Annotated in this window: 19 protein-coding genes; 5 read left to right on the top strand and 14 right to left on the bottom strand. The window is 72.2% G+C overall.

Going from position 1 to position 23,137, the window contains the following annotated elements; genetic code table 11:
* Nucleotides 1–34: 34 nt before the first annotated feature.
* Entirely contained in the window at nucleotides 35–1,048 is a 1,014-nt protein-coding gene (locus O3597_RS21355; RefSeq protein ID WP_164446161.1) for a DNA primase, read from the bottom strand.
* A gap of 79 nt (nucleotides 1,049–1,127) precedes the next feature.
* On the opposite strand from O3597_RS21355, the gene O3597_RS21350 reads away from it, so the two are divergent.
* On the top strand, nucleotides 1,128–1,469 hold the full coding sequence (locus O3597_RS21350) for a helix-turn-helix transcriptional regulator (RefSeq protein WP_164446160.1): 342 nt from the start codon (nucleotides 1,128–1,130) through the stop codon (nucleotides 1,467–1,469).
* A gap of 2 nt (nucleotides 1,470–1,471) precedes the next feature.
* On the opposite strand, the gene O3597_RS21345 is transcribed toward O3597_RS21350, so the two are convergent.
* The 10 genes from O3597_RS21345 to deoC form a co-directional block, all read right to left on the bottom strand.
* Nucleotides 1,472–2,143 carry a permease prefix domain 1-containing protein gene (locus tag O3597_RS21345; RefSeq protein ID WP_281602202.1) on the bottom strand — a complete coding sequence of 224 codons (672 nt, stop codon included), beginning with the start codon at nucleotides 2,141–2,143 and terminating at the stop codon, nucleotides 1,472–1,474.
* A 66-nt stretch (nucleotides 2,144–2,209) separates the two neighbouring features.
* Nucleotides 2,210–4,156, bottom strand: coding sequence for an ATP-binding cassette domain-containing protein (locus O3597_RS21340; protein ID WP_348650297.1), 1,947 nt, complete (start codon nucleotides 4,154–4,156; stop codon nucleotides 2,210–2,212).
* A gap of 76 nt (nucleotides 4,157–4,232) precedes the next feature.
* Nucleotides 4,233–5,906 (bottom strand): thiol reductant ABC exporter subunit CydD, encoded by a 1,674-nt coding sequence (cydD, locus tag O3597_RS21335; RefSeq protein WP_281602201.1) that lies wholly within the window; start codon nucleotides 5,904–5,906, stop codon nucleotides 4,233–4,235.
* Complete coding sequence (locus tag O3597_RS21330; RefSeq protein ID WP_281602200.1) at nucleotides 5,903–6,910, bottom strand: cytochrome d ubiquinol oxidase subunit II; 1,008 nt, start codon at nucleotides 6,908–6,910, stop codon at nucleotides 5,903–5,905. The genes cydD and O3597_RS21330 overlap by 4 nt, the downstream gene beginning before the upstream one ends.
* Before the next feature lie 10 nt (nucleotides 6,911–6,920).
* Nucleotides 6,921–8,174, bottom strand: coding sequence for a cytochrome ubiquinol oxidase subunit I (locus O3597_RS21325; RefSeq protein ID WP_281602199.1), 1,254 nt, complete (start codon nucleotides 8,172–8,174; stop codon nucleotides 6,921–6,923).
* A gap of 113 nt (nucleotides 8,175–8,287) precedes the next feature.
* Nucleotides 8,288–9,193: a M56 family metallopeptidase gene (locus O3597_RS21320; protein ID WP_164446157.1), complete on the bottom strand. Its 906-nt coding sequence runs from the start codon at nucleotides 9,191–9,193 to the stop codon at nucleotides 8,288–8,290.
* Nucleotides 9,194–9,203: 10 nt separating this feature from the next.
* On the bottom strand, nucleotides 9,204–9,722 hold the full coding sequence (locus O3597_RS21315; RefSeq protein ID WP_348650296.1) for a BlaI/MecI/CopY family transcriptional regulator: 519 nt from the start codon (nucleotides 9,720–9,722) through the stop codon (nucleotides 9,204–9,206).
* 281 nt (nucleotides 9,723–10,003) lie between these two features.
* Nucleotides 10,004–10,828: an aldehyde dehydrogenase family protein gene (locus O3597_RS21310; protein ID WP_281602198.1), complete on the bottom strand. Its 825-nt coding sequence runs from the start codon at nucleotides 10,826–10,828 to the stop codon at nucleotides 10,004–10,006.
* On the bottom strand, nucleotides 10,821–12,251 hold the full coding sequence (locus O3597_RS21305; RefSeq protein ID WP_281602197.1) for an aldehyde dehydrogenase family protein: 1,431 nt from the start codon (nucleotides 12,249–12,251) through the stop codon (nucleotides 10,821–10,823). Before O3597_RS21305 ends, O3597_RS21310 begins: the two co-directional genes overlap by 8 nt.
* 5 nt (nucleotides 12,252–12,256) lie before the next feature.
* Nucleotides 12,257–13,246 carry a deoxyribose-phosphate aldolase gene (deoC, locus tag O3597_RS21300; RefSeq protein WP_281602196.1) on the bottom strand — a complete coding sequence of 330 codons (990 nt, stop codon included), beginning with the start codon at nucleotides 13,244–13,246 and terminating at the stop codon, nucleotides 12,257–12,259.
* Between the two features lie 134 nt (nucleotides 13,247–13,380).
* Between deoC and upp the strand changes: the two genes are divergently transcribed.
* Together upp and O3597_RS21290 are read left to right on the top strand one after the other, a co-directional pair.
* Entirely contained in the window at nucleotides 13,381–14,013 is a 633-nt protein-coding gene (gene upp, locus O3597_RS21295; protein WP_164446152.1) for a uracil phosphoribosyltransferase, read from the top strand.
* 53 nt (nucleotides 14,014–14,066) lie between these two features.
* Entirely contained in the window at nucleotides 14,067–14,756 is a 690-nt protein-coding gene (locus O3597_RS21290) for a GPP34 family phosphoprotein (protein WP_164446151.1), read from the top strand.
* A gap of 51 nt (nucleotides 14,757–14,807) precedes the next feature.
* On the opposite strand, the gene O3597_RS21285 is transcribed toward O3597_RS21290, so the two are convergent.
* The gene (locus O3597_RS21285) at nucleotides 14,808–16,490 is read right to left on the bottom strand and encodes a phospho-sugar mutase (RefSeq protein ID WP_281602195.1); all 1,683 of its coding nucleotides are present in this window, start codon (nucleotides 16,488–16,490) and stop codon (nucleotides 14,808–14,810) included.
* A gap of 48 nt (nucleotides 16,491–16,538) precedes the next feature.
* On the bottom strand, nucleotides 16,539–18,668 hold the full coding sequence (locus O3597_RS21280; RefSeq protein ID WP_281602194.1) for a serine/threonine-protein kinase: 2,130 nt from the start codon (nucleotides 18,666–18,668) through the stop codon (nucleotides 16,539–16,541).
* Between the two features lie 208 nt (nucleotides 18,669–18,876).
* Between O3597_RS21280 and O3597_RS21275 the strand changes: the two genes are divergently transcribed.
* On the top strand, nucleotides 18,877–20,460 hold the full coding sequence (locus O3597_RS21275; protein WP_281602193.1) for a methylmalonyl-CoA mutase family protein: 1,584 nt from the start codon (nucleotides 18,877–18,879) through the stop codon (nucleotides 20,458–20,460).
* Nucleotides 20,461–20,927: 467 nt separating this feature from the next.
* Nucleotides 20,928–22,187, top strand: coding sequence for an amidohydrolase (locus O3597_RS21270; protein ID WP_164446148.1), 1,260 nt, complete (start codon nucleotides 20,928–20,930; stop codon nucleotides 22,185–22,187).
* Here the strand turns inward: O3597_RS21270 and O3597_RS21265 are convergent.
* Nucleotides 22,144–23,112: a DUF4349 domain-containing protein gene (locus O3597_RS21265; RefSeq protein WP_281602192.1), complete on the bottom strand. Its 969-nt coding sequence runs from the start codon at nucleotides 23,110–23,112 to the stop codon at nucleotides 22,144–22,146. The two genes, O3597_RS21270 and O3597_RS21265, sit on opposite strands and share 44 nt — an antisense overlap.
* Nucleotides 23,113–23,137 lie beyond the last annotated feature (25 nt).

Genomic DNA, 23,137 nt, shown 5'->3' with positions numbered 1-23,137 from the left:
TTCTCTGCCAAAGACTGATGGTCCCTGGTGCGGGTCAGTCGCGCCAGTCCACGACCGCAGAGATCTTCCCGACAATGGTCCGCCAACCCAGGCTTGCGGTTTGTGCCCCGATCTTCTTCAGCCTACGCCGTCCCATGAAGCCGCCGATGCCGCCGCCGACCGATGCCCGGAGCGCCTCGTCCAGGTCGTCGAGACTGGAGCCGGTGGCGAGCATGTCCAGCACCGCGGGCAGCCGCAGGGCGTACGCCAGGTCGCGGGCGACCTCGCCGGCCTCGATGAGCAGCGTCGGATCCCAGGTGTCGTGCCCGCCGCGGAGGTTCTCCACGACGAGGTCGAGTTCGTAGACGTCATCGTCCAGCGGCGCGATGTCGGCCGGTTCCACCCGTTCGGACAGTTCATCCCAACTGTCCAGCTGAGACAGGTCATTGGGGGCGCCGGACCGAACGAAGCTGACAAGCGACTCGGGCGTCTTGAACAGCAACAGCCGGCCCTTGTGGGTCAGGAAGATCGGCACCTCCTCGTCGCCGGCCTCGTCGGCGGTGACCTCGTCGGCGTCGTCCTTGCCGTCCTCGGTGGTGTCGTCGTCGCGCTGTGCCCGCTGCTCCTCGTCCTCGCTCTCGGCGAACTCCCGGGCGACGTCCTCGTCGAGGATGACGACGTCACCCTCATCGGCGTCGTCCTCTGCCGGGCCGACCTGCCGACGGGCAAGGAAGGGGTCGTCGGCGTCCCGCTCCGCCACGTCGGTCGGGGTCAGCTCACGGGCCGACCGGTACGCGCGCAGGGTGAAGCCGGTACCGGCCGGCAGGGCGATCTCCACCGGATCGATCCGCAGCTCGTCCCAGAGTGCGCGGTTCGCGGTCTCCGCCGCGGCGACGTCGGGCGCGGCGTCGGCCGGCTCGGCGACGTCCGGCTCGCTGGTGCCGGTCGTGTCATCGAGCTCGGGCTCGTCGGCGTCCGGCCGTTGGGGCGACTGGCGTGCCACGGTGACCTCCGTGTGCGTCGGGCTACCACCCCCGGCGCTGATGCCGGTGAGTGACTCTGGGCACATACCCTAGTTGGCTGCGCTCGGTAACCGCTGGCCGCACCCCGGTGGCTCGCCACTCGGATAACAAGTAGCGTGTCTACGCATGAACGCCCAGGCGCTGCACGGACACCTCGACGCCTTGCTGCTGGCCGTGCTGGAACGGGGGGCCCTGCACGGTTACGCCATCATCGAGGCACTGCGGGCGCGCAGCGACGGTCGCCTCGACCTGCCCACCGGCACCGTCTATCCGGCGCTGCGACGGCTGGAGCGGGCCGGCCACGTGGTCAGCGCGTGGAACACCGTGAACGGGCGGGAACGGCGTACCTACGAGCTGACCGACACCGGCCGGCGGGCGCTGACCGACCAGCGTTCCGGCTGGCGTGAGTTCAGTGCCACCGTCGGCCGATTCCTGGACCCGGGCACCACCCCCACCACGGCGGGCTGACGTCAGCGGGTGGCCAGCAGCCAGGTGCGGGCGGCGCTGCCCAGCCACACATGGGCGGCGGCGCCGACGACCATTCCGATGATCATCGGTGGCCAGCTCAGGGCCGCGTCCCACAGCAGGATCGACCAGGAGAACAGCCCGGCCCCGGCCACCGCGCCCAGCAGGGCGGCGCCGGTCAGCGCGACACCGGCGCCGCGCGCCAGCGCGGTCAATGCCGGACGCGCCGAACGGGCGGTGGCCGCGACCAGCGCCAGCCCGGCCAGACCGAACAGGAACGCCCCTGCCCAGATCCACTCCACCGACTGTGACAACAGCAGGTAACCCGAGGGCGGTGGGGGGCCGGTGCTCCAACTCGATCCGTGCCAGGTCAGGTCACCGGCGATCGAGCCGGTCGCGGCGAAGGCGACCACTCGCAGCGACAGCCCGCGCAGCGCGGCCACCGCGAGTTCGGCCTGGTAAGCCGGGGCCAGCTGATCCGGCGTACCGAAGTCGGCGACCGCCTGTCGCGACGCCTCACCCGCCGGCAGGCCACTGTCCCGGTACGCCTCGACGGCGTCGAGCAGCCCGTGCCGGGCCTCGGTCATCAGGTCGGTCCGCAGCCGGCGTGGCCCACGGAGCCGACCGGCGAGCTGCCGCAGGTGCTCCTCGACCAACATGTCGTCCCTGACCGGCATGGCCCCAACCCTGCCATGCCGGCTCGTGTTCCGGCCTCCGGGACATCCCGGAGGCGGCTTGACGGATCAACCCGACAGAGCGAGGTATCCGTGCTCGGCGGCCTGCTGCAACACCCACTGGTCCCGGTACCACCCGGGGGTCGCCACGAGCGCCGCGTGCCGGCCCCGCTGCACGACCCGGCCGGCGTCCAGCACCACGATCTCGTCGAGTTCGGCGAGACCGCTGAGCCGGTGGGTGATCAGCAGTACCGAGTGCCCGGTGGGAGTCGCGGCCAACGTGCTGGCCAGCACCTGGTCGGCGGCGACCGGGTCGAGGCCCTCCGTGGGTTCGTCGAGCACCAGTACGCCGGGCGCGGCCAGCAGGGCGCGAGCCAGCGCGAGCCGCTGACGTTGACCACCGGAGAGCTGTCCGCCCTCCTCGCCGACCACGGTGTCCCAGCCGTCCGGCTGGGCCCGGACCCAGTCCGACAGCCCGGCGGCGGTGGCGGCGGTGAGCAGCGCGTCCTCGTCCGCGCCCGGTCGACCGAGCAGCATGTTGTCCCGCACGGTGGCGTGGAAGACGTACGCCTCGGCGAGCAGCCCGCCGACCAGGCGAGGTAGTTCCTGGGACGGGTGAGCCGACACGTCCCGCCCGTCCAGGGTGACCCGGCCGGCGGTGGGGGACACCGCGCCGGTCAGGACGGCGGCCAGGGTGCTCTTGCCCGCCCCACTCGGACCGACGACCGCGACCCGGCGGCCGGGTGGCAGCTCCAGGTCGAAGCCGTCGAGCGCGGCGGCAGCGCCGATCCGGTAGCGAACCGTCACCCCGTCGAACCGGACCGACGGTGCCGTGTGCACCGCGTACCCACCGGCCGGCGTGCCGGACGGTCCGGTCTCGGCGGTCTCGGCGGTCTCGGTAGGGCCGGCCGGGCTCGGGCCGGCCGTCTCAGGGGCCCGCTCGGCCAGCCCGTCGATGCTCCGGCCGGCGGTGCCGGCGTGGCGCGGGCTCGCGGTGTCGGCCGCCCGCTGGTCGACGGAGGTCCGGGCGGTCCCTAAGCCCGCGTCGTCGGGTGCCAGGAGGTGGGCGACCCGAGCCAGTCCGGACCGCAACCCGGTCCACTGACGGGCCGCGCCGACCAGCGCGAGGGCGATCTCCACGGCGGCCAGTGTGCCGACGGCCAGAACACCGACCAGCACTCCGTCCACGCCGGCGCCGAGGGCCACGTACACCACCGCACCGGCGGTGAGGCCGGCCACCAGTACACCGGCCGCGTCGACGGCGAAGCCGAGCGCGGCGAGCCGCCGCTCCAGCCGCGCCAGTCGGCGGGCCCGTCGCCCGGCAGCCGCCAGTGCGTCCGAGGTCGCGCCGAAGGCGGCCAGGTCGGCGGCGCCGTGGGTGAGGTCGATCGCGTCGGTGGCGAGCGCTCCGCGCAGTGGGGCCACCTCCGCGGCGGCCCGTCGGGTCAGCACGGTCGCCAGCGCAGGCAGGACGACGGCGGCCACCAGCAGCCCGGCGGCGAGCGCGAGCGCGGCCGGCGGCGAGACCAGCGCGGCCAGCCCGACGGCCAGTACGCTCACCAGCCCGGCCGCGGCGGCTGGCACGACCACCCGCAGCAGCAGGTCCTGTACCGCCTCCACGTCGGAGACCAGCCGGCTCAGCGCGTCCCCACTGCGGGGTGGGTTGCCGCGCCGGCTCGCCAGGGTGTCGAAGACCCCGGCCCGGACATCGGTGACCAGTCGTAGCACCGCGTCGTGCCCGGCCAGGCGTTCGGTGTAACGCAGCACCCCACGGCTGACCGCCAGCGCCCGTACCGCCACGATCGCTACGGTGAGCCGGTCCAGCGGGGGTTGACCGGCGGCGGTCATCAGCAGCCAGGTGGCGGTCGCCATCAGGGCCAGCCCGGCGAACTCGGTCGCCGCGGCGAGCAGCCCGGCACCGACCAGGCGCTTCAGGTACGGCCGGGCCAGCCGCAGCACGATCAGTTCGGGCAGGGGCCCACCGAACCCGATGATTCGCTCGCTGCGCTCGCTCATCGCGCCACCTCGCTTCGCTCGGCGTCACGATGAGGCGCCACCGCACCGAACCTGATGATTCGCTCGCTGCGCTCGCTCATGGACGCTCACCGGCCGGTATCGGGGTCAGCTCGGTGACCCGCCCGTCCTCGACCCGCAGGATGCGGTCGACGTCGGTGAGCAGTGCCGGCCGGTGGGCCACCAGGAGCGCGGTGCGGCCGGCGACCAGTTCGCGGGTGGCCGACAGCACCACCGCCTCGGCGGCGGCGTCGAGGCGTGCGGTCGGCTCGTCGAGCAGCACCACCGGGGCGTCCCGCAGGAACGCCCGGGCCAGCGCCACCCGTTGCCGCTGCCCGCTGGACAGGCCGTGCCCCCGCTCACCGAGCGGGGTGTCCAGTCCGTCGGGCAGGGCGGCGACCACCTCGTCCAGTGCGGCGACGTGGACCGCGGTGGCGATGGCGGCAGGTGCGGCGTCGGGGGTGCCGAGCCGGATGTTGTCGGCCAGCGACGCCGCGAACAGGTGGGCCCGCTGCGGCACCCACGCCACCTGTCGCCGCCAGTCGTCGAGGTCGGCGTCGGTCAGGTCGACCCCGCCTACGGTGACCCGACCGTCGGTCGGACGGACGAAGCCGAGCAGCAGGTTGAGCAGGGTGCTCTTGCCGGCGCCGCTCGGTCCGATGATCGCGATGCGCTCGCCGGGCCGGATGGTCAGCGTCACGTCCCGCAGCGCCGTGGTGCGTCCGTACGCCACGGTCACCGATTCGAAGCGGATCTCGGCGCGCCCGTCCGGTCGGGTGCCCACCTGACCCATGGACGCTCGGGGTGCCGAGTCGGAGAGGGTGAGCGCCTCGTCCAGTGCGGTGAGCCCTTCCATGCTGGCGTGGAACCGGCTGCCGGCCGCCCGCAGCGGCAGGTACGCCTCCGGGGTCAGCAGCAGCACCAGCAGCGCGGTCTGCAGCGCCAGACCACCGCCGAGCAGCCGGATGCCGACCGGGACGGCGACCAGCGCCACCGACAGGGTGGCCACGAGTTCGAGCACCAGCGCGGAGAGGAAGGCGATCCGCAGCGTCTTCATGGTGGCGATCCGGTGACCGTCGGCCATCCGCCGTACCGCGTCGGTCTGCGCCCGGGCCCGGCCGAACGCACGCAGCGTGGGCAGCCCGGCCACCATGTCCAGGAAGTGCCCGCCGAGCAGCGACAGCCGTCGCCACTGCCGCTCGGTGGCGGCCTGCGCCTGCCACCCGAGCAGCGCTCCGAAGATCGGGATGAGCGGCAGCGTCAGCGCGATGATCACTGCCGAGCTCCAGTCGGCGAGGAACACCCGACCCAGCACCGCGACCGGCACGGTGACGCTCAGCACGAGCTGCGGCAGATACCCGGTGAAGTAGGCGTCGAGCGCGTCCAGACCCCGACCGGCGAGAGTGGCCAGTTGTCCGGCCCGCTGGCCGGCGACCCAACCGGGTCCGTGCCGGGCGACCGCGCCCAACAGGTCGGCCCGCAGCGCCGCCTTGACCGTGGCGGCCACCCGTGCGGACACCGCGCCCTGCGCCCAGACCACGAGCGAGCGGGCCGCGACGGCGGCCACGAAACCGCCGAGCGCGGCCCGGTCCAGGCGCCCGGTGAAGGCATCGGCCAGTAGCACGGCCAGGGCGGTGGCCTGCGCCACGACGAGCCCGGCGGCGAGCACGCCGAGCAGCGTGAGCAGGGCGAGGTCGCGTCGGGCCGCAGGAACCCGGCGCAGCAGCCGCGGGTCGAAGGGGCGACGGTTCACCAGTACACCGGTGCCCTACCGTCGGTTCGTCCTCGGAAAATCCACACGCACATCGCCTGGAAGCCTAGTAGGGCCGGCAGCAGCGGTACCGTCAGCCAGCCCAGCAGCCGCAGGGTCGGCCCGCTGGCGGCCGCGTCGGTAACCGTCAGTGAGGCGCTCGGTTCGACGGTCGACACCAGCACGTACGGCCAGAGGGTCGCCCCGACCAGCAGCACCGGCAGTGCCAGCGCCGTCGCGGTGGCCGCGAAGGCCACGCCGGGCCGTTGCCGTCGGAGTGCCGCCCGCGCCGCGAGCAGGGCCACCACCAGCAACACCACCAGCAGTACGCCGACCGCGGGACGCTGCGCGGCGGCGCGTACCCGGTCGGAGAACGCACCGACGACGGCGGCCGCGCCGACCGCGACGATCGCGGTGAGGAGCAGGCGGCGGGCCAACGGCCGGAGCCGGTCGCCCTCGACGGCGGGTAACCGGAGCGCGAGGAAAGTCGCCCCGTGTGCCACCACCAGCGCCACCAGGGCCAACCCGGTGGCGGCGGCAAACGGGGTGAACAGGTGTGTCACCCCGGCCACGTGTCCGTCGGGCCGCAGCGGCACGCCCTGGAGCAGTCCGGCGAGCACCACGCCCCAGCCGAGCGCCGCGAGCAGGCTACCGACCACGATCACTCGATCCCACGCGGTGCGGGCCCCTGCGCTGCCCGGACGGCTGCGTAGTTGCACCCCGGCGGTCACCAGGATCACCCCGACGAGCGCGCCGGCCACCGCCGGATAGCTGCCGGCGAGCAGTTCCCCCTCCAGTAGCGGAAACGCGCCGAACAGGACGCCGGCGGCGGCCACCAGCCACACCTCGTTACCGAGGAAGAAGGGCCCGACCGCGTTGAGCGCGGCGCGGCGGCGGGACGCGTCGGCGCCACCGGCGATCAGCAGGCCGACGCCGTAGTCGTAGCCGGCGAGCACCAGGTAGCCGGCGAAGAAGAGGCCGAGCAGGGCGTACCAGGCGAGTTCCATCTCCGGCTCCTCAGGCGAACGCGGGTTCGGGACGGGAATCGTCGGCGGGCGGTTGGGCAGGCGGGCGGCCGAGCGCGGGATCGGCGGCACCTCGGGCGGCGTGCCGGGCGAGCAGCACCCAGTTGGTGACGGCGAGGGTGCCGAGCAGCAGGGTGAAGCCGACCAGCGAGGTCGCCATCAACCAGGGGCTGACCGGCGAGACCGCCTGGTCCACCGGTAGCAGCCCGTACGCCACCCAGGGATGGCGGCCGACCTCGCGGGCGATCCAGCCGAGGATCAGTGCGATGAACGGCAGGGGCAGGGCGAGCATCAGCAGCCAGAGCGGAAACCGGAGGCGAATGATCCAGTCCCGCCAGAGCAGTGGGACGAGCAGCCAGAGCAGGCCGAGGGCGAAACCGATGAGGATCATGAAGCCGAGCCCGACGTTGGACAGCGCCGGTGGCAGGTAGTCGCCCGGGCCGAACCTGGCGGTCCAGTCGGCTATCAGCGCGTCGGCTTCGGGGTTACCCCCGAACTTGGTGGGCTGTATCCCGCCCACCGGCCCGAACTGGGCGAAGCCGAACCCCTGCACGAGAGTGATCGACAGCGCGGCGGTGACCAGCCCGATCCGCAGCGAGGTGCGGAACAGCGCGTGGTCGGTGGTACGTCGGGCGAGGTGCCACGCGCTGACCGCCGCCATCAGCAGCCCGCCGGTCAGCAGGGCCGCCGACACCACGTGCCCGAGCGCCATCCACAGGGCCGGGTTGGTCAGCAGTGCCGGGAAGTCGGTCAGCTGGGCGACGCCGTCGCGTACCTCGTAACCGACCGGGTTCTGCAACCAGGAGTTGGCCACCATGATCCAGAAAGCCGAGACGTACGCGGTGATCGCGACGCCGTAGAGCAGGGCGAGGTGCGCGCCACGGCGTAGCCGGTGCCAGCCGAAGATCCACATGCCGAGGAAGGTCGACTCCAGGAAGAAGGCGGCCATGGTCTCGATGGCCAGCGGGGCGCCGAAGACGTTGCCGACGTAGCGGGACAGCCCGCTCCAGTTCAGCCCGAACTGGAACTCCATCACGATGCCGGTGGCGATGCCGAGCACATAGTTGATCACGTAGAGCTGGCCCCAGAATCGGGTCAGCCGCTCCCACCTGGGGTTACCGGTCAGCACCCAGGTGGTCTGCATCCCGACGAGCAGGGTGACCAGGCCGAGTGTGACGGCCACGAAGAGGAAGTGGACCGAGGCGGTCATGGCGAACTGGAGGCGAGCGAGGAGCAGGGTGTCCATGTCGGCTCTCCCGGGACGGGGTCGATGCAGATAGGGAGCCTACCTGTAGTTCTCCTACATATAGGGGTGTGCTGCGCGCCGGACCGGCATGATCAGGGTTAGTTCAGGGTCCGTCAGCTGAGGAAGAGTGAGATCGGCAGGGCGGCCACGGTCGCCGTCACGGCCAGCGCGGTGGCGCCGAGCAGTCGGGGTGGGCGGCCGGTGACCAGCAACCGCTGCACCCGTACGTCCAGATCCCGGTCGCCCATACCGAGCGCGCCGGCCGGCGTGATCCGGTTCCCGGCGGCGGCGAACCGGCGCAGCGCACCGGCCAGCGGGGCCTCGGCGTGCAACTCGCGGGCCTTGTCGTCGGCGCGCATCTCGACCAGCAGGGAAACCCGCTCGTGCGCCTCGCGGACCCAGCGGAACCAGGGCAACGCGCGGCAGAGTGCGGTGAACGGCAGCAGCACGAGGTCGTGCCGCTCCTGCGCGTGCGCCCGTTCGTGGGTCAGCACCGCCGCCAACTCGGCCCGGTCGAGCAGGCTGAGCGTGCCGGCACTCACCACCACCCGTGGCTTCACTCCCGGAAGGCAGTACGCCGCCGCACCCGGGTGGTCGAGCACCAGCGCGCCGGGCACGGTCGGATCCCGTCGGGCGACCAGGGTGAGCAGGTCCCGGTGCCGGCGTTGGGCGCGTACCGCGCCGTGGATGCTGCGTACCGTCGTGGTCAGCAGCACCGCCCCGATGCCGAGACCGACGCCGACCAGACCCAGGTGCACGGCACCGAGGCCGGGCGGCAGGGTGCCGTGCCGAAGATCGCCGACCAGCGCCAGCAGGGCGCTGCCGGTGCCCCGCTGGTACGGGGCGAGACCTGACGCGATCGGCAGACCCATCGCGGAGAGACCGACCCCCAGGCCGATCGCCTGCCAGCACAGGATCGCCACCCGGGGGCTGCGCCACGTCCAGGTGGAGCGGGCCAGCACCTGGGCGATCAGCCAGCAGGCCACCATCGAGGCGGCGAAGTGCAGGGTGTGCGCCACGGCGTCGCCCCTACCGCTCCACGGCCTTGTCGGCCAGGTCTGGGTGTGACGCTCCGTCGGCCGGTGGCGACTCGACCCGATCGGTCAACCCTCGACCGGGATTGTTCCCGGCATCGCCTCGCACGTCGCCTTCCGTCCGGCCGTGCCCGGTCGGATCGACCGTCAGCCCGGCCTCCGTCGTGAGCGCGGCGCGCAGCACGTCGGCCTCGGTGCCGGTGACCGAGCGGGCGAACCGGACCAGCGCCGCGTCCCGGCTACCGCCCAGGTCGAGCGCGTCGAGCATGAGTTGGGCGATGTACGCCTCCCGGCTGGCCGCAGCGCGGTACCGCCACGCCCGACCCTCCCGCTCGCGCTGCACCATGCCCTTGCCGGCCAGCCGGTCCAGCACCGTCATCACGGTGGTGTACGCCAACTCGCGTCCGTCCAACGCGTCGGCCACCTCACGCACGGTGACCCCATCCGACGTGCCGGGCACCGTGTCCCACAGCACGTCCATCACCGCACGCTCAAGATCCCCCAGCCGAGTCACCCCCCAATCCTACCCCCCGTAGTAGACCCACCCCCACCCACGCCCGTCCGCCCCACCGCAGCAACTTCGGGGATAGTGCTGCCTCGTCACCAACTCGACCCAGCAGTTCCCGGCAAGTTGTCCGGACCGGGGACCCGACGCTGGGCAGCGCCCCGCCAGCCGTGACCCACAGACGGTCCATGCGCACGTCAGGGGTTCCGGGGAGCCCCACCCGCGCAGGGATCAAGCCTGACCGCCCGGAGCGGGTGGGGCTCCCCGGAAACCCCCAGAGCGAGGAGAGTTCACACCCCCTTGGGATGCCAGACCGTCTTCGTCTCCAGCAGGGCCGTCATCCGGCCGAGACCGGGGTCCACCGACCAGTCGTGACCGGCCGACACGGGCCGGAGTACCCGCTTGAGGTTCTCCGCCGCCTTGACCTCCAGGTCGGCCGCCAGCTCCGCGTCGGTCACGCCGGTCAGGTCGATGGCGTTGACGTCCATGTGCGCGGCCAGCGTGGGCACGGTCTCCGACAACCGGCCGGTGAGGATGTTGACCACCCCGCCGGGCAGGTCGGAGGTGGCCAGCACCTCGGCCAGGGTCACCGCGGCCAGTGGCGCCGTCGGCGAGGCGGCCACCACCACCGTGTTGCCGGTGACGATCGCCGGGGCGATCACGCTGACCAGCCCGAGCAGGGCCGGTGCCTCGGGGGCTACCACCGCCACCACACCCGTCGGCTCGGGCGCCGACAGGTTGAAGTACGGCCCGGCGACCGGGTTCGCGCCCCCGTAGACCTGCGGGAGCTTGTCCGACCAGCCGGCGTACCAGACCCAGCGGTCGGTCGCCGCGTCCACCTCGTCGCCCGGCACTCCGAGCGCGACGAACTGCTCGCGTCGGCCCTCCAGCATCTCGGCGACCCGGTAGAGGATCTGACCCCGGTTGTACGCGGTCGCCCCGGTCCAGCCCTTCACCGCCGCGCGGGCGGCCACCACGGCGTCCCGCGCGTCCTTGCGGGAGGCCAGCGACACGTTGGAGTCCTGCACGAGATACGACCGTCCCGACTCGCTACGCGGGAACTTCCCGCCGACGAAGAGCTTGTACGTCTTGCGTACCGCGACCCGCTCAGACATTGAGGTACGCCTCCAGCCCGTGCCGGCCGCCCTCGCGACCGTAGCCCGACTCCTTGTAGCCGCCGAACGGCGAGGTCGGGTCGAACTTGTTGAACGTGTTGGCCCACACCACCCCGGCGCGCAGCCGGTCGGCCATCCACAGGATCCGGGAGCCCTTCTCGGTCCAGATCCCCGCCGACAGCCCGTACGGCGTGTTGTTGGCCTTCTCCACGGCCTCGGCCGGGGTGCGGAAGGTCAGTACGGACAGCACCGGGCCGAAGATCTCCTCCCGGGCGATCCGGTGTGCCTGGGTGACCCCGGTGAAGATGGTCGGTGCGAACCAGAAGCCCCGCTCGGGCAGCTCACACGGCGGTGACCACTGCTGCGCGCCCTCGGCGGCACCGGCCGCCGTCAGCTCGCGGATGCGGGAGAGCTGGGCGGCCGAGTTGATGGCACCGATGTCGGTGTTCTTGTCCAGCGGGTCGCCGAGGCGTAGTTGGGCCATTCGTCGCTTGAGTGACTCCAGCACCTGCTCGGCGACGGATTCCTGGATCAGCAGCCGGGAGCCGGCGCAGCAGACGTGCCCCTGGTTGAAGAAGATCCCGTTGACGATGCCCTCGACCGCCTGGTCGACCGGGGCGTCGTCGAAGACGATGTTGGCGGCCTTGCCGCCTAGTTCCAGGGTGAGCTTCTTGCGGCTGCCGGCGACCGCGCGGGCGATGGCCCGGCCGACGTCGGTGGAGCCGGTGAAGGCGACCTTGTCCACGTCGGCGTGCTCGACAAGCGCCCGGCCGGTCTCGCCGGCGCCGGTGACGATGTTGACCACACCGGCCGGCAGGTCGGCCTGCTGGCAGATTTCGGCGAACAGCAACGCGGTGAGCGGGGTGGTCTCGGCCGGCTTCAGCACCACCGTGTTGCCGGCGGCCAGTGCCGGAGCGATCTTCCAGGCCAGCATCAGCAGCGGGAAGTTCCACGGGATGACCTGCGCCGCCACGCCGAGCGGCCGCGGGTTCGCGCCGAAGCCGGCGTACGGCAGCTTGTCGGCCCAGCCGGCGTAGTAGAAGAAGTGCGCGGCGACCAGCGGCAGGTCGACGTCGCGGGACTCCCTGATCGGCTTGCCGTTGTCGAGCGATTCCAGCACAGCCAGCTCACGCGAGCGTTCCTGGATGATGCGGGCGATCCGGAACAGGTACTTGGCCCGGTCCCGGCCCGGCATCGGACCCCAGACCTTCTCGTACGCCTTGCGGGCCGCCCGGACCGCGCGGTCCACGTCCTGCGCGCCGCCCTCGGCGACCTCGGCCAGCACCTCCTCGGAGGCCGGGTTGATCGACTTGAAGCTGCCGCCGTCGGCCGGGTCGACGAACTCGCCGTTGATGAACAGCCCAGAGGAGGCTTTGATGTCCACCACCGAGCGCGACTCGGGTGCGGGTGCGTATTCGAACATCGCGGTCAGTCCAGAGTGAAGTAGTCGGGGCCGGCGTAGACGCCGGTCGTCAGCTTGGTGCGCTGCATCAGCAGGTCGTTGAGGAGGCTGGAGGCGCCGAAGCGGAACCAGTCGGGGTGCAGCCAGTCCGGGCCGACGGTCTCGTTGACCATGACCAGGTACTTGATCGCGTCCTTGGTGGTCTTGATGCCGCCGGCCGGCTTCACGCCGACCTGCCGCCCGGTGGCGGCCCGGAAGTCGCGGACCGCCTCCAGCATCACCAGGGTCACCGGCAGCGTGGCGGCGACCGGCACCTTGCCGGTGGAGGTCTTGATGAAGTCGGCGCCCGCGAGCATCGCCAGCCAGGAGGCGCGGCGCACGTTGTCGTAGGTGGCCAACTCGCCGGTCTCCAGGATCACCTTGAGGTGGGCTCGCGGTCGCCCCTGGCGACCGGCATCGGCACCGCCGCAGGCCTCCTTGGTGGCGACGATCTCGTCGTACACCTCGGTGTAGCGCCCGGCCAGGAAGGCGCCCCGGTTGATCACCATGTCGATCTCGTCGGCACCCGCCTCGACGGCGGCGCGGGTGTCGGCGAGCTTGATCTCCAGCGGCGCCTGACCGGACGGGAAGGACGTGGCCACGCTGGCCAGATGCACGTCGCTGCCGCGCAGCACCTCCGCCACGTACGGGACCATCGAGGGGTAGACGCAGACCGCGCCGACGTGCGGGCAGGACGGGTCGGCCGGATCGGGCCGCAGCGCCTTCGCGGCGAGCGCCCGTACCTTGCCGGGGGTGTCCGCGCCCTCCAGCGTGGTCAGGTCGACCATCCGGATGGCGAGGTCGATCGCCTCGGCCTTGGCGGTGGTCTTGATGGATCGGGTGCCGAGTTGGGCTGCCCGCTGCTCCGCGCCGACATGGTCCACGCCCGGTAGGCCGTGCAGGAAGGTCCGCAGAGCGGTCTCGGATCGTCCCAGCTCGGAGAGGTCCGAGCGGGCCGACGTCGCTGTCGCCGTCATGCCCCGAAGTCTACGCAGGCTGACGCCGCGTGATCTTGGTCACTGGGTTCGCCGGAGCGCGCACGGGTGAGCGAGGTCGCTGGTCGCGGCCGGGGCCCGCACGTCGGTATCCGGGGCGGGTAGGTTGAGCGATCGTGGACGTACTCGTCATTGACCACCCGCTCGCCCAGTCCCGGCTGACCGCCATGCGGGACGAGCGCACCGATTCCTCTACGTTCCGGGCGGCGCTGCACGAACTCACCACCATGCTGGTGTACGAGGCCGCGCGTTCCTTCCCGGTGGAGACGTACCCGGTGCAGACGCCGGTGACCGCCACCGAGGGCACCCGGCTGGCCAACCCGCCGCTGCTGGTGCCGGTGCTGCGAGCGGGTCTCGGCATGGCCGACGCCGCGCTGGGGCTGCTGCCCGAGTCCTCGATGGGCTTCGTCGGGCTGGCCCGTGACGAGGAGACCTTCGAGCCGCGCGCCTACATGGAGTCCCTCCCCCGGGACCTCGCCGGCCTGCCGGTGCTGGTCCTCGACCCGATGCTGGCCACCGGTGGTTCCCTGGAGCACTGCTGCCGGCTGCTGGCCGAGCGGGGCTGCACCGACATCACCGTGCTCTGTGTGCTCGCCGCGCCGGCCGGCATCCAGCGGTTGGAGCGTTCCGGGCTGCCGCTGCGCCTGGTCACCGCCGCCATCGACGACGGCCTCAACGACAGCATGTTCATCGTGCCCGGCCTCGGCGACGCCGGGGACCGGCAGTTCGGCGGCATGCCTCGCTTCTGAGGCCCGGCGGTTTGTGGTGCGGGTGGTGCCGGCACCGGCTACCGTCTCGGGCCATGACTGGTGTTCCGCTCGCCGAGGAACTGCTCCTGCTCGCGTACGACGACGAAACGGGTAAGGCGACGCTGCCGCGGATCAGCCTCGACCTGGGGATGGCCGCCGCCGTCCTCATCGAGCTGGCTCTGGCCGGGCGGATCGCGTACACCGACGGGGCCCTGACCGCGGTGGACCCGACCCCGACCGGCGAACCGGTCACCGACGCGGTGCTCGCCAAGATCGTGGCCGACACGCCGCACAGCCCCTCCTCCTGGGTGCAGCGGCTGCGGCACGGCCTGCGCGACCGGATCCTCGGCGACCTCTGCGAGCAGGGCGTCGTTCGGGACGTCGACGAGACCGAGCTGGGCTTCATCCACGTGCACCGTTACCCGGTGGTGGACCCGACGGTGGAGGAGGAGACCCGGCAGCGGCTTGCCGTGGTGCTCACCGGTGCCGCGCCGGACGAGCGCACCGCCGCACTCGCGACCCTGGTCGCCGTGCTGCGGATGGAGTCCGCCCTCGGGGTCACCGGCGAGGACGCCGACGCCGCCCGCCGCCGGCTTGAGGAGATCGCCAGCGGCGCCGGCTTCTCCGGCGAGGTCAACCTGGAAGACTCCGTGATCCGCCCCTCGGTAGCCCTGGTGGTGGCCGCCCTGGGCCGCGCCGTCGAACACGCCCTCGGCCCCCGCCGCCCATCCGAACCGCGTTGATCATGAGGTTAGCGGAATTCCCAGAGATCAACTTCGCCGCTAACCTCATGATCAACCAGGTGGGACGGCTAGGGCGTTGGCGATTTCGGTGCGGAGGGTGGTGACGGCGGCGCTCGCGCGGGTGCGGGCCGCGGTGAGGTCGCCGTCGGAGGGCGGTTCCACCACTTCGAGGTACGCCTTCAGCTTCGGTTCGGTGCCGGAGGGGCGGATCACCACCCGGGCCGCCGCGGTACGCAGGATCACCACGTCGGCGTCGGGGAGCAGGTCCTGTGCTTCGGTGACCGGCTGGCCGAGCAGGGTGGTCGGGGTGGCGGCGCGGATCCGGGCCATCGCGTCGGCGATCAGGCGCAGGTCGTCGACGCGTACCGAGAGCTGGTCGGTCTGGTGCACGCCGAACTCGGCGGCCAACTCGTCGAGCCGGTCGGTGAGGGTGCGGCCCTCCGCCTTGAGGCCGGCGGCCAGTTCGGCCACGGTCAGTGCGGCGGTGATGCCGTCCTTGTCGCGTACGTGGTCCGGGGCGACGCAGTAGCCGAGCGCCTCCTCGTAGCCGAAGACAAGTGGCTCGCTGCCGTCGCCGGCCCGGACGATCCATTTGAACCCGGTGAGCGTCTCCCCGTACGGCAACCCGCGCGCCGCGCACATCGCCCGCAGCAGTGACGACGAGACGATCGTGGTGGCGTACAGGCCGGTGACCCCGCGTCGCATCAGGTGGTCGGCGAGCAGCACGCCCACCTCGTCCCCGCGCAGCATCCGCCAGCCGGGCCCGCCCGACGGCTCCCGGACGGCGACGGCGCAGCGGTCGGCGTCGGGATCGTTGGCGATGGCGAGGTCGGCGTCGGTGCGTTCGGCGAGCGCGACCAGCCGGTCCACCGCGCCCGGCTCCTCCGGGTTGGGAAAGCTGACGGTGGGGAAGTCCGGGTCCGGCTCGGCCTGGTCGGGCACCACCCCGGGCGTCGGAAAGCCGGCGGCGGCGAACGCGGCGGTGAGCACCGCCGCACCGACACCGTGCAGCGGGGTGTACGCCACGGTCAGCTCCCGGGGCCCGCCCGGGGAGACGACACCGACCGCCCGCGCCACGTACGCGGCGACCAGATCGTCACCGAGCACCTGACCGGCGGGGCCGAGCGGCACCTGCGCCAGCGGACCGACCGCGCGGATGGCGGCCTCGATGCCGGCGTCGGCCGGCGGCACGATCTGCGCACCGGCACCCTGCTTCCCGCCCAGCTCGGCACCGAGGTACACCTTGTAGCCGTTGTCCTGCGGCGGGTTGTGGCTGGCGGTCACCATCACCCCGGCCACCGCCGACAGGTGCCGCACCGCGTAGGCGAGCACCGGGGTGGGCAGCGGGCGGGGCAGCAACAGGGCCGGGCGGCCCGCTCCGGTGGCCACCTGGGCGGTGCGCTCGGCGAACTCGCGGGAGCCGCGCCGGGCGTCGTACCCGATCACCAGCGGGCCGGTGCCGCCCTGGGCGGCGAGCCAGGCGACCAGGCCGGCAGCGGCCTGGGTGACCACCGCGAGATTCATCCCGTTCGGGCCGGCGCGCAGCGGCCCGCGCAGCCCGGCCGTGCCGAACGTCAGCGGCCCGGCGAACCGGTCGGCCAGCTCCGGAGCGCTGCCCGGCAGCTGGTCGAGCACCGCCCGCAGCTCCGCCCGGCCGGCCGGGTCCGGGTCGTCGGCGAGCCAGCGTTCGGCCCGCTCGCGGATCGTGTCGAGGTCAGTGTTCTCCGCCGCCATGGCCTCTTGATAGCACGGCGACGGATCTCCCCGGGCGGCTGCCCTGACTCAGCCGGCCGCCGTGAGCTGGAACGACTTGAGCATCTCCGCGTAGATCGGCTTGCTCTCCTCGAAGCGCGCGTCGGTCGAGGTGAGGTAGAACGAGTAGAGCCGGCCGTCGTGGGCCACCCCGTGCCAGATGCCGTGCCGCATCTCGGCACCCTCGCCGCAGGTGTACTCGAACTCGGCCGAGGGCTTGCCGGCCAGTTCCTTCTCCGCCATGGCCACCTGGGTGTACGGCTTGGCGCACGAGGCCGACCGGGTCTTCAGGCCGTTCTCGGCGACCTGCGCCCAGCGGACCGAGGTGCCGCTCCACTTCTCGTTGAGGATGCGTACCCGACGGCCGCTGTCCTCGGGGTCGGTGTAGTCGATGTAGACCCCACCGGCGGGCGCGGCCCGTTTCCAGCCCTTGGGCACCAGCATCTGCACCCCGCGTGCCGAGTGCTCCTGCATCTCGATGCCGGGGCCTTCGTCCGCCGAGGTGGACGGCTCGGCGACCGGCGTGGTGGGCGTCTCGTCGCCGCCGCTGGCGAAGGCCACGATGCCGATCAGCAGCAGTACCGCGAGACCACCGGCCGCGGCCAGCTGCATCTTGCGGGGCCAGCCCTTCACGGTGTCGACCACCCGGGTGCCGGCGGCCTTCGCCCGGTCGACCGGGCTGCCGCCGCCGGCGGCGGGGGCCGGCGCGCCGTACGGCTGGTGGGGCGCGGCCGGCCACTGCGCGGCACCGTAGGCGCCGACCTGCTGCGTCGCGTCGGGCTGCGGGCCGTAGCCGCCGACCCGCTGGGTCGCCTCGGGCTGCGCGCCGTAGCCACCGAGCTGCTGGGTGGCGTCGGGCCCGGCGCCGTAGCCGCCGATCCGCTGCGTCGCGTCGGGCTGGCCGCCGTAGCCGAAGACCTCCGGCCCGACCCGTTGGGTGCTGTCCGAGCCGATCCGCTGGGTCGCGTCGGCACCGCCGTAGGTGCGTCCGGCGGGCGGGGACATGGCCGTACCCCGCTGCCCGGGACGGGCCAGGGCGTCGGCGCTGGTGTCCTCCATCGCCGCGGCGCTGGCCGCGGCGGCCTGGCCGGGGCGCTCGCCCCGACGCAGCGCGGCCAGCCGGTCGGTGAGCGACTCGCCGGGCCCCAGCATCGCCCGGCCGCCGATCTGCCCGGACGGGGCCGGCTTGGCCGGGGCGGCCGGCGCGCTGATCGGCGCGGGCTGCGGCACCGGCATCACGGAGTACTGGTCGGTCATCGAGTTGACCCCGGCGGCGCTGCTGCTCAGCGGACCGGCCAGCAGCTCGCGCAACATGGCGCGGGCGGTGTGCACGTCGAGTCGGCGGGCCGGGTCCTTCTCCAGCAGACCCATCAGCACCCGGGTCAACGGGCCGCTGCGCTGCGGCGGCGCGGGCGGATCCTCGACCACGGCGTGCATGGTCTCGATCGGATCGCCCCGGTCGAAGGGCGGCCGGCCCTCCACGGCGGTGTAGAGGGTCACGCCGAGGGAGAACAGGTCACTGGGCGGGCCGAACTCCTGCCCCATGGCCCGTTCGGGAGAGATGAAGTGCGGCGAGCCCAGCACCATGCCCGGGGTGGTGAGCTGCACGTCGGTGGGCATCCGGGCGACGCCGAAGTCGGTGAGCACGCACCGGCCGTCCGAGCAGATCAGCACGTTGGCGGGCTTGACGTCGCGGTGCAGCACGCCGATCGCGTGCGCCACCTCGAGCGCGCCGAGCAGCGCGATGCCGATCTTGGCAACCACCCGCTGGGCGATCGGACCGTCCTCGATCACCATGTCGGCGAGGCTGCGGGCGTCCAGCAGCTCCATCACGATCCAGGGCCGGCCGGCCTCGGTGACCACGTCGTACACCTGGACCACCGCCGGGTGGGCGATGGCGGCGGCGGCACGGGCCTCGCGCAGGGTGCGTTCGTACATCGCGTCGCGGTCGCTCGGCGCCAGGCCGGGTGGGAGGACGACCTCCTTGACCGCCACGTCACGGCGCAACAGGGTGTCTGTGGCCCGCCAGACCGTACCCATACCACCGTTGCCCACCGCCGAGCGCAGCGAGTACCGGTCGCCGATGACGGTGCCGGGTGTCGCGCGTCTGTTGGTGGGAGTGCTGACTGGTCCGCCGCTCCACGTCGGGATCTGAGTCACAGAAAAGCCACCGGGGGAAGTCGAGAGGGCTGGGACACAACCCCCCTATCTTGCTGGTTCAGGCGCCCGATGCGAAAGCCGGCGCGGCGGACGTTTCAACTACTCGACGGTACGTGTGCGGCCACTCACCTCTTGTCGCCGCAGCGCGGGCGTACTGTGGGGTACCCCTAACCCGTCGGTGGCCCTCCGCGCGTCCTACCATCCGTTGATGAGCGAACCGCGGTCAAGCGAGTCCGGTTTCCCGATCAAGGGCGTCTACACGGCCGACGATCTGCCCGGCGACCTGGACTCCCGGCTCGGCGCACCGGGTGAGTTCCCGTACACCCGTGGGGTCTACCCCACCATGTACACCTCCCGTCCGTGGACGATGCGCCAGTACGCAGGCTTCGGTACCGCCACCGAGTCCAACGCGCGTTACCACCAGTTGTTGCGGGCCGGCACCATGGGCCTCTCGGTCGCCTTCGACCTGCCCACCCAGATGGGGTACGACTCCGACGACCCGATCGCGCACGGCGAGGTGGGCAAGGTCGGCGTGGCCATCGACTCCATCGAGGACATGCGGCTGCTGTTCGACGGCATTCCGCTGGACAAGGTCTCCACCTCGATGACGATCAACGCGCCCGGCTCGGTGCTGCTGCTGCTCTACCAACTCGTCGCCGAGGAGAACGGGGTACCGGGTTCGGCGCTCAACGGCACCATCCAGAACGACATCCTCAAGGAGTACATCGCCCGGGGGACGTACATCTTCCCGCCGAAGCCCTCGCTGCGGCTGGTCGCCGACACCTTCGGCTACTGCCGCAGCGAGGTGCCGAAGTGGAACACCATCTCCATCTCCGGCTACCACATGGCCGAGGCCGGCGCCTCTCCCGTGCAGGAGATCGCGTTCACGCTGGCCAACGGCGTGGAGTACGTCCGGGCGGCGATCGCCGCCGGGCTGGCCGTGGACGACTTCGCCCCTCGGTTGTCGTTCTTCTTCGTCGCCCGCACCACCCTGCTGGAGGAGGTGGCGAAGTTCCGGGCGGCCCGGCGGATCTGGGCCCGCGTGATGCGTGACGAGTTCGGTGCGAAGAACCCGAAGTCGATGATGCTGCGCTTCCACACCCAGACCGCGGGCGTGCAGTTGACCGCCCAGCAGCCCGAGGTGAACCTGGTCCGGGTGGCGGTGCAGGGGCTCGGCGCGGTGCTCGGCGGCACCCAGTCGTTGCACACCAACAGCTTCGACGAGGCGATCGCGCTGCCCACCGAGAAGGCGGCCCGGCTGGCGCTGCGTACCCAGCAGGTGTTGGCGTACGAGACCGATCTGACCGCCACGGTCGACCCGTTCGCCGGCTCGTACGTGGTGGAGGCGATGACCGCCGAGATCGAGACGGCGGCGGACGCACTGATGGCCCGGGTCTTCGAGCACGGGTCGGCCGTGGACGCGATCGAGGTCGGCTTCCAGAAGCGGGAGATCGAGCAGTCCGCGTACCGGATCGCGCAGGAGATCGACTCGGGTGAGCGGGTGGTCGTCGGACTCAACCGGTTCACGATCGACGCCGAGGAGCCGTACGAGCCGCTGCGGGTCGATCCGGCGATCGAGGCGGCGCAGGCCGAGCGGCTGGCGAAGCTGCGGGCCCAGCGGGACTCGGCAGCCGTGCAGCGGGCCCTGGTCGAGCTGCGGGAGGCCGCCTCCGGCACCGCGAACGTGCTGCACCCGATGAAGGCGGCGCTGCGCGAGCGCGCCACCGTCGGCGAGGTGTGCGGGGCGCTCCGCGAGGTCTGGGGCCGTTATCAGCCCACCGATCGGTTCTGACCGACGGTTTCGTGCCGAGCACTGTCCGTCGCCGAGCGTGTCGAACGGGCCGTACCCGGGTACTCCGCTGCCGGTGATCACCCAGACGCACACGGTGTGCGGTCGTGGGGCCGCGCTGCGTGTGAACGTCCACGGGTGATCGTTGCCGTGAGTGGTCGGGAAATTGTCGTACCGTCAGTTCATCGGCACGACTAATGCGACAATTCGGAACGGCGACGAGGGTTTCGAGAAGATTCTCGGCGCTCTCGGCACGATTACGCGTTGTAGGAGGTGAGGGGTGGATGACGGCGTACGACCGCGATCTACCTGCTGCGCCGCCCACCTACGGACGCTCTCAGCAGGGCATACGTGACGCTGCGCGGTCCGATCATCACTGGAACGAGGTTGCGCAGAGTTACCGTCGGGGGTCTACGCTGTCTGCTGTTCCCGATGATCCATCCATTTCTAGTGATCGAAGAGAATTCGACGTGACGAGTGCGTTGACGATGCCGACCGGTCACCAGCTGGCGCCGTCCTGGCCGGATGGGCCGACCGGTTCCCAGCCCCTGCCCTTCGAGTTGGACCACCTGCTCGCCCTCCGGGTACCGGGCCTGATCGCCACGCGCCGTCACATCCACTCCCACCCGGAGCTGTCCGGCGCGGAGTTCGAGACCGCGGCCCTGGTCGCCCGGGAACTCTCCCTGGCCGGGTTGCAGCCGCGCCTGCTGCCCAAGGGCAACGGGGTGATCTGCGACATCAACGGCCGCCCGGACGGTCCGGTGATCGCGCTGCGCGCCGACATCGACGCGCTGCCGCTGGCCGACGTCAAGGACGTGCCGTACCGCTCCACGGTCGACGGGGTCTGCCACGCCTGCGGTCACGACGTGCACACCACGATCATGTTGGGCGTCGGCATGCTGCTCGCGCAGCTGGCCGACCTGGGCGAGCTGCCGGGCCGGGTCCGGCTGATCTTCCAGCCCGCCGAGGAGATCCTGCCCTGCGGCTCACTTGAGGTGATCGAGGCCGGCGGCCTCGACGACGTGGTGCAGATCTTCGCGCTGCACTGCGACCCCAGCCTGCCCGTCGGTCAGGTGGGCCTGCGGGTCGGCCCGATCACCGCCGCCGCCGACAACGTCACCGTCCGGCTCACCGGCCCCGGCGGTCACACCGCCCGCCCGCACCTGACCGTGGACCTGGTCGACGCGCTCGGCCGGCTGATCACCGAGGTGCCCGCCCTGGTCAACCGTCGGGTACCGGCGAACAGTGGACTGCTGCTGGTCTTCGGGCACGCCTCCGCGGGCACCCGGTACAACGTCATCCCGTCCGAGGCGTCCGCCTCCGGCACCCTGCGGGTGATGGATCGCGACACCTGGGAACTGGCCCCGAAGATCGTTTCGCAGGTGGTCCGGGACGTCATCGCGCCCACCGGGGCCACCGTCGACCTGGAGTACCTACGCGGTCGCCCACCGGTCTGCAACGACGCGCGGGCCATCGGGGTGCTCAACGCGGCCACCGCCGCCGCGCTCGGCCCGGAGGGCGTCGCGGAGACCCCGCAGAGCATGGGCGGCGAGGACTTCTCCTGGTATCTGGAGTACGTCCCCGGTGCCCTGGCCCGCCTCGGGGTCGGCCGCTCCGGGCCGAACGTCGACCTGCACCGGGCGTCGTTCGACGTGGACGAACGGGCCATCCCGGTGGGCGTACGCCTCATGGTGCTGACCGCGCTCCAGGCACTGGCGGCGGCGCGCTGACACCCGGCGGTGGTGGCGCGCCGACCGGTGCGACCAGGGCCGGCACCGCCGGCCGGTTCCGGCGGCGACGCCGGGCCAGCCACCACAGCGCCCCCGCCGGTACGCCGAACGCGAGCAGCCACGGCAGGATCGCCCCCAGCACGGTGAGCAGGATGGTCATCGAGGACAGGAAGACCTGCCAACCACCCTTGAGCCCGACCAGGAAGCCGATCTGGTCCTCCTCATCGGCGCTGGTGACGCCCGGACCCACCAGGGTGACCGTGATGGTGGACAGCGCGGTGAGGTCGCTCAGCCGCCGCTTCTTCGCCTCCAGTGACGCGAGGTCGGCCTCCCGCCGGGCCAGTTCGTTCTCGATGCTCACCAGATCGCTTATCGAGTCGGCCTGGGCGAGCAGCCGTCGCGCACTCTCCACCCGGGCCCGCTGGCTGGCGATCCGGGCGTCGAGGTCGATGGTCTCCTCGGTGACGTCCTGCGTGCCGATTTCCCGGCGCTCCTGGGTGCCGAGACCCGCCAGTTCCTCCACGACCGCGTAGAACCGCTCCGCCGGCACCCGTAGTTCGAGGTCGGCCACCGCGTCCGCGTCGGTACTGCGGCGTTGGTCGCCGCCGACGAAGCCGCCGGCCCGGGTGGCCGCCGCGGCGGCGTCCCGGGCGGCGAGGTCCACATCGTCCACCTGAACCCGGATCGATCCGGTGTAGATGATGGACCGTTGGTCCACCCGGGTGTCCACCGCCGCCCCGGCCCCGCCCTGCGCGTCACCGCCGGCCTCCGCCGGGGCACCCCCGCCTTCCTGGGCCGGTGCCGGCGCGGCGGCGCTGTCGGTGGTCCCCGAGTCGCTGCCGCTGCCGCAGCCGGCGAGCATCAGCAGCGCGGCCATAGTCGCCACCGCCGTGGTCCCGTGCCGGCGGGCTCTTCGCATCTCCATCCCCGTTCCCCTCTCTGCTGCCCGA

The sequence above is a fragment of the Verrucosispora sp. WMMA2044 genome (assembly GCF_027497155.1).
In the GTDB taxonomy this organism is placed as follows: domain Bacteria; phylum Actinomycetota; class Actinomycetes; order Mycobacteriales; family Micromonosporaceae; genus Micromonospora; species Micromonospora palythoicola.
This window is presented reverse-complemented; position numbering and strand designations above follow the sequence as displayed.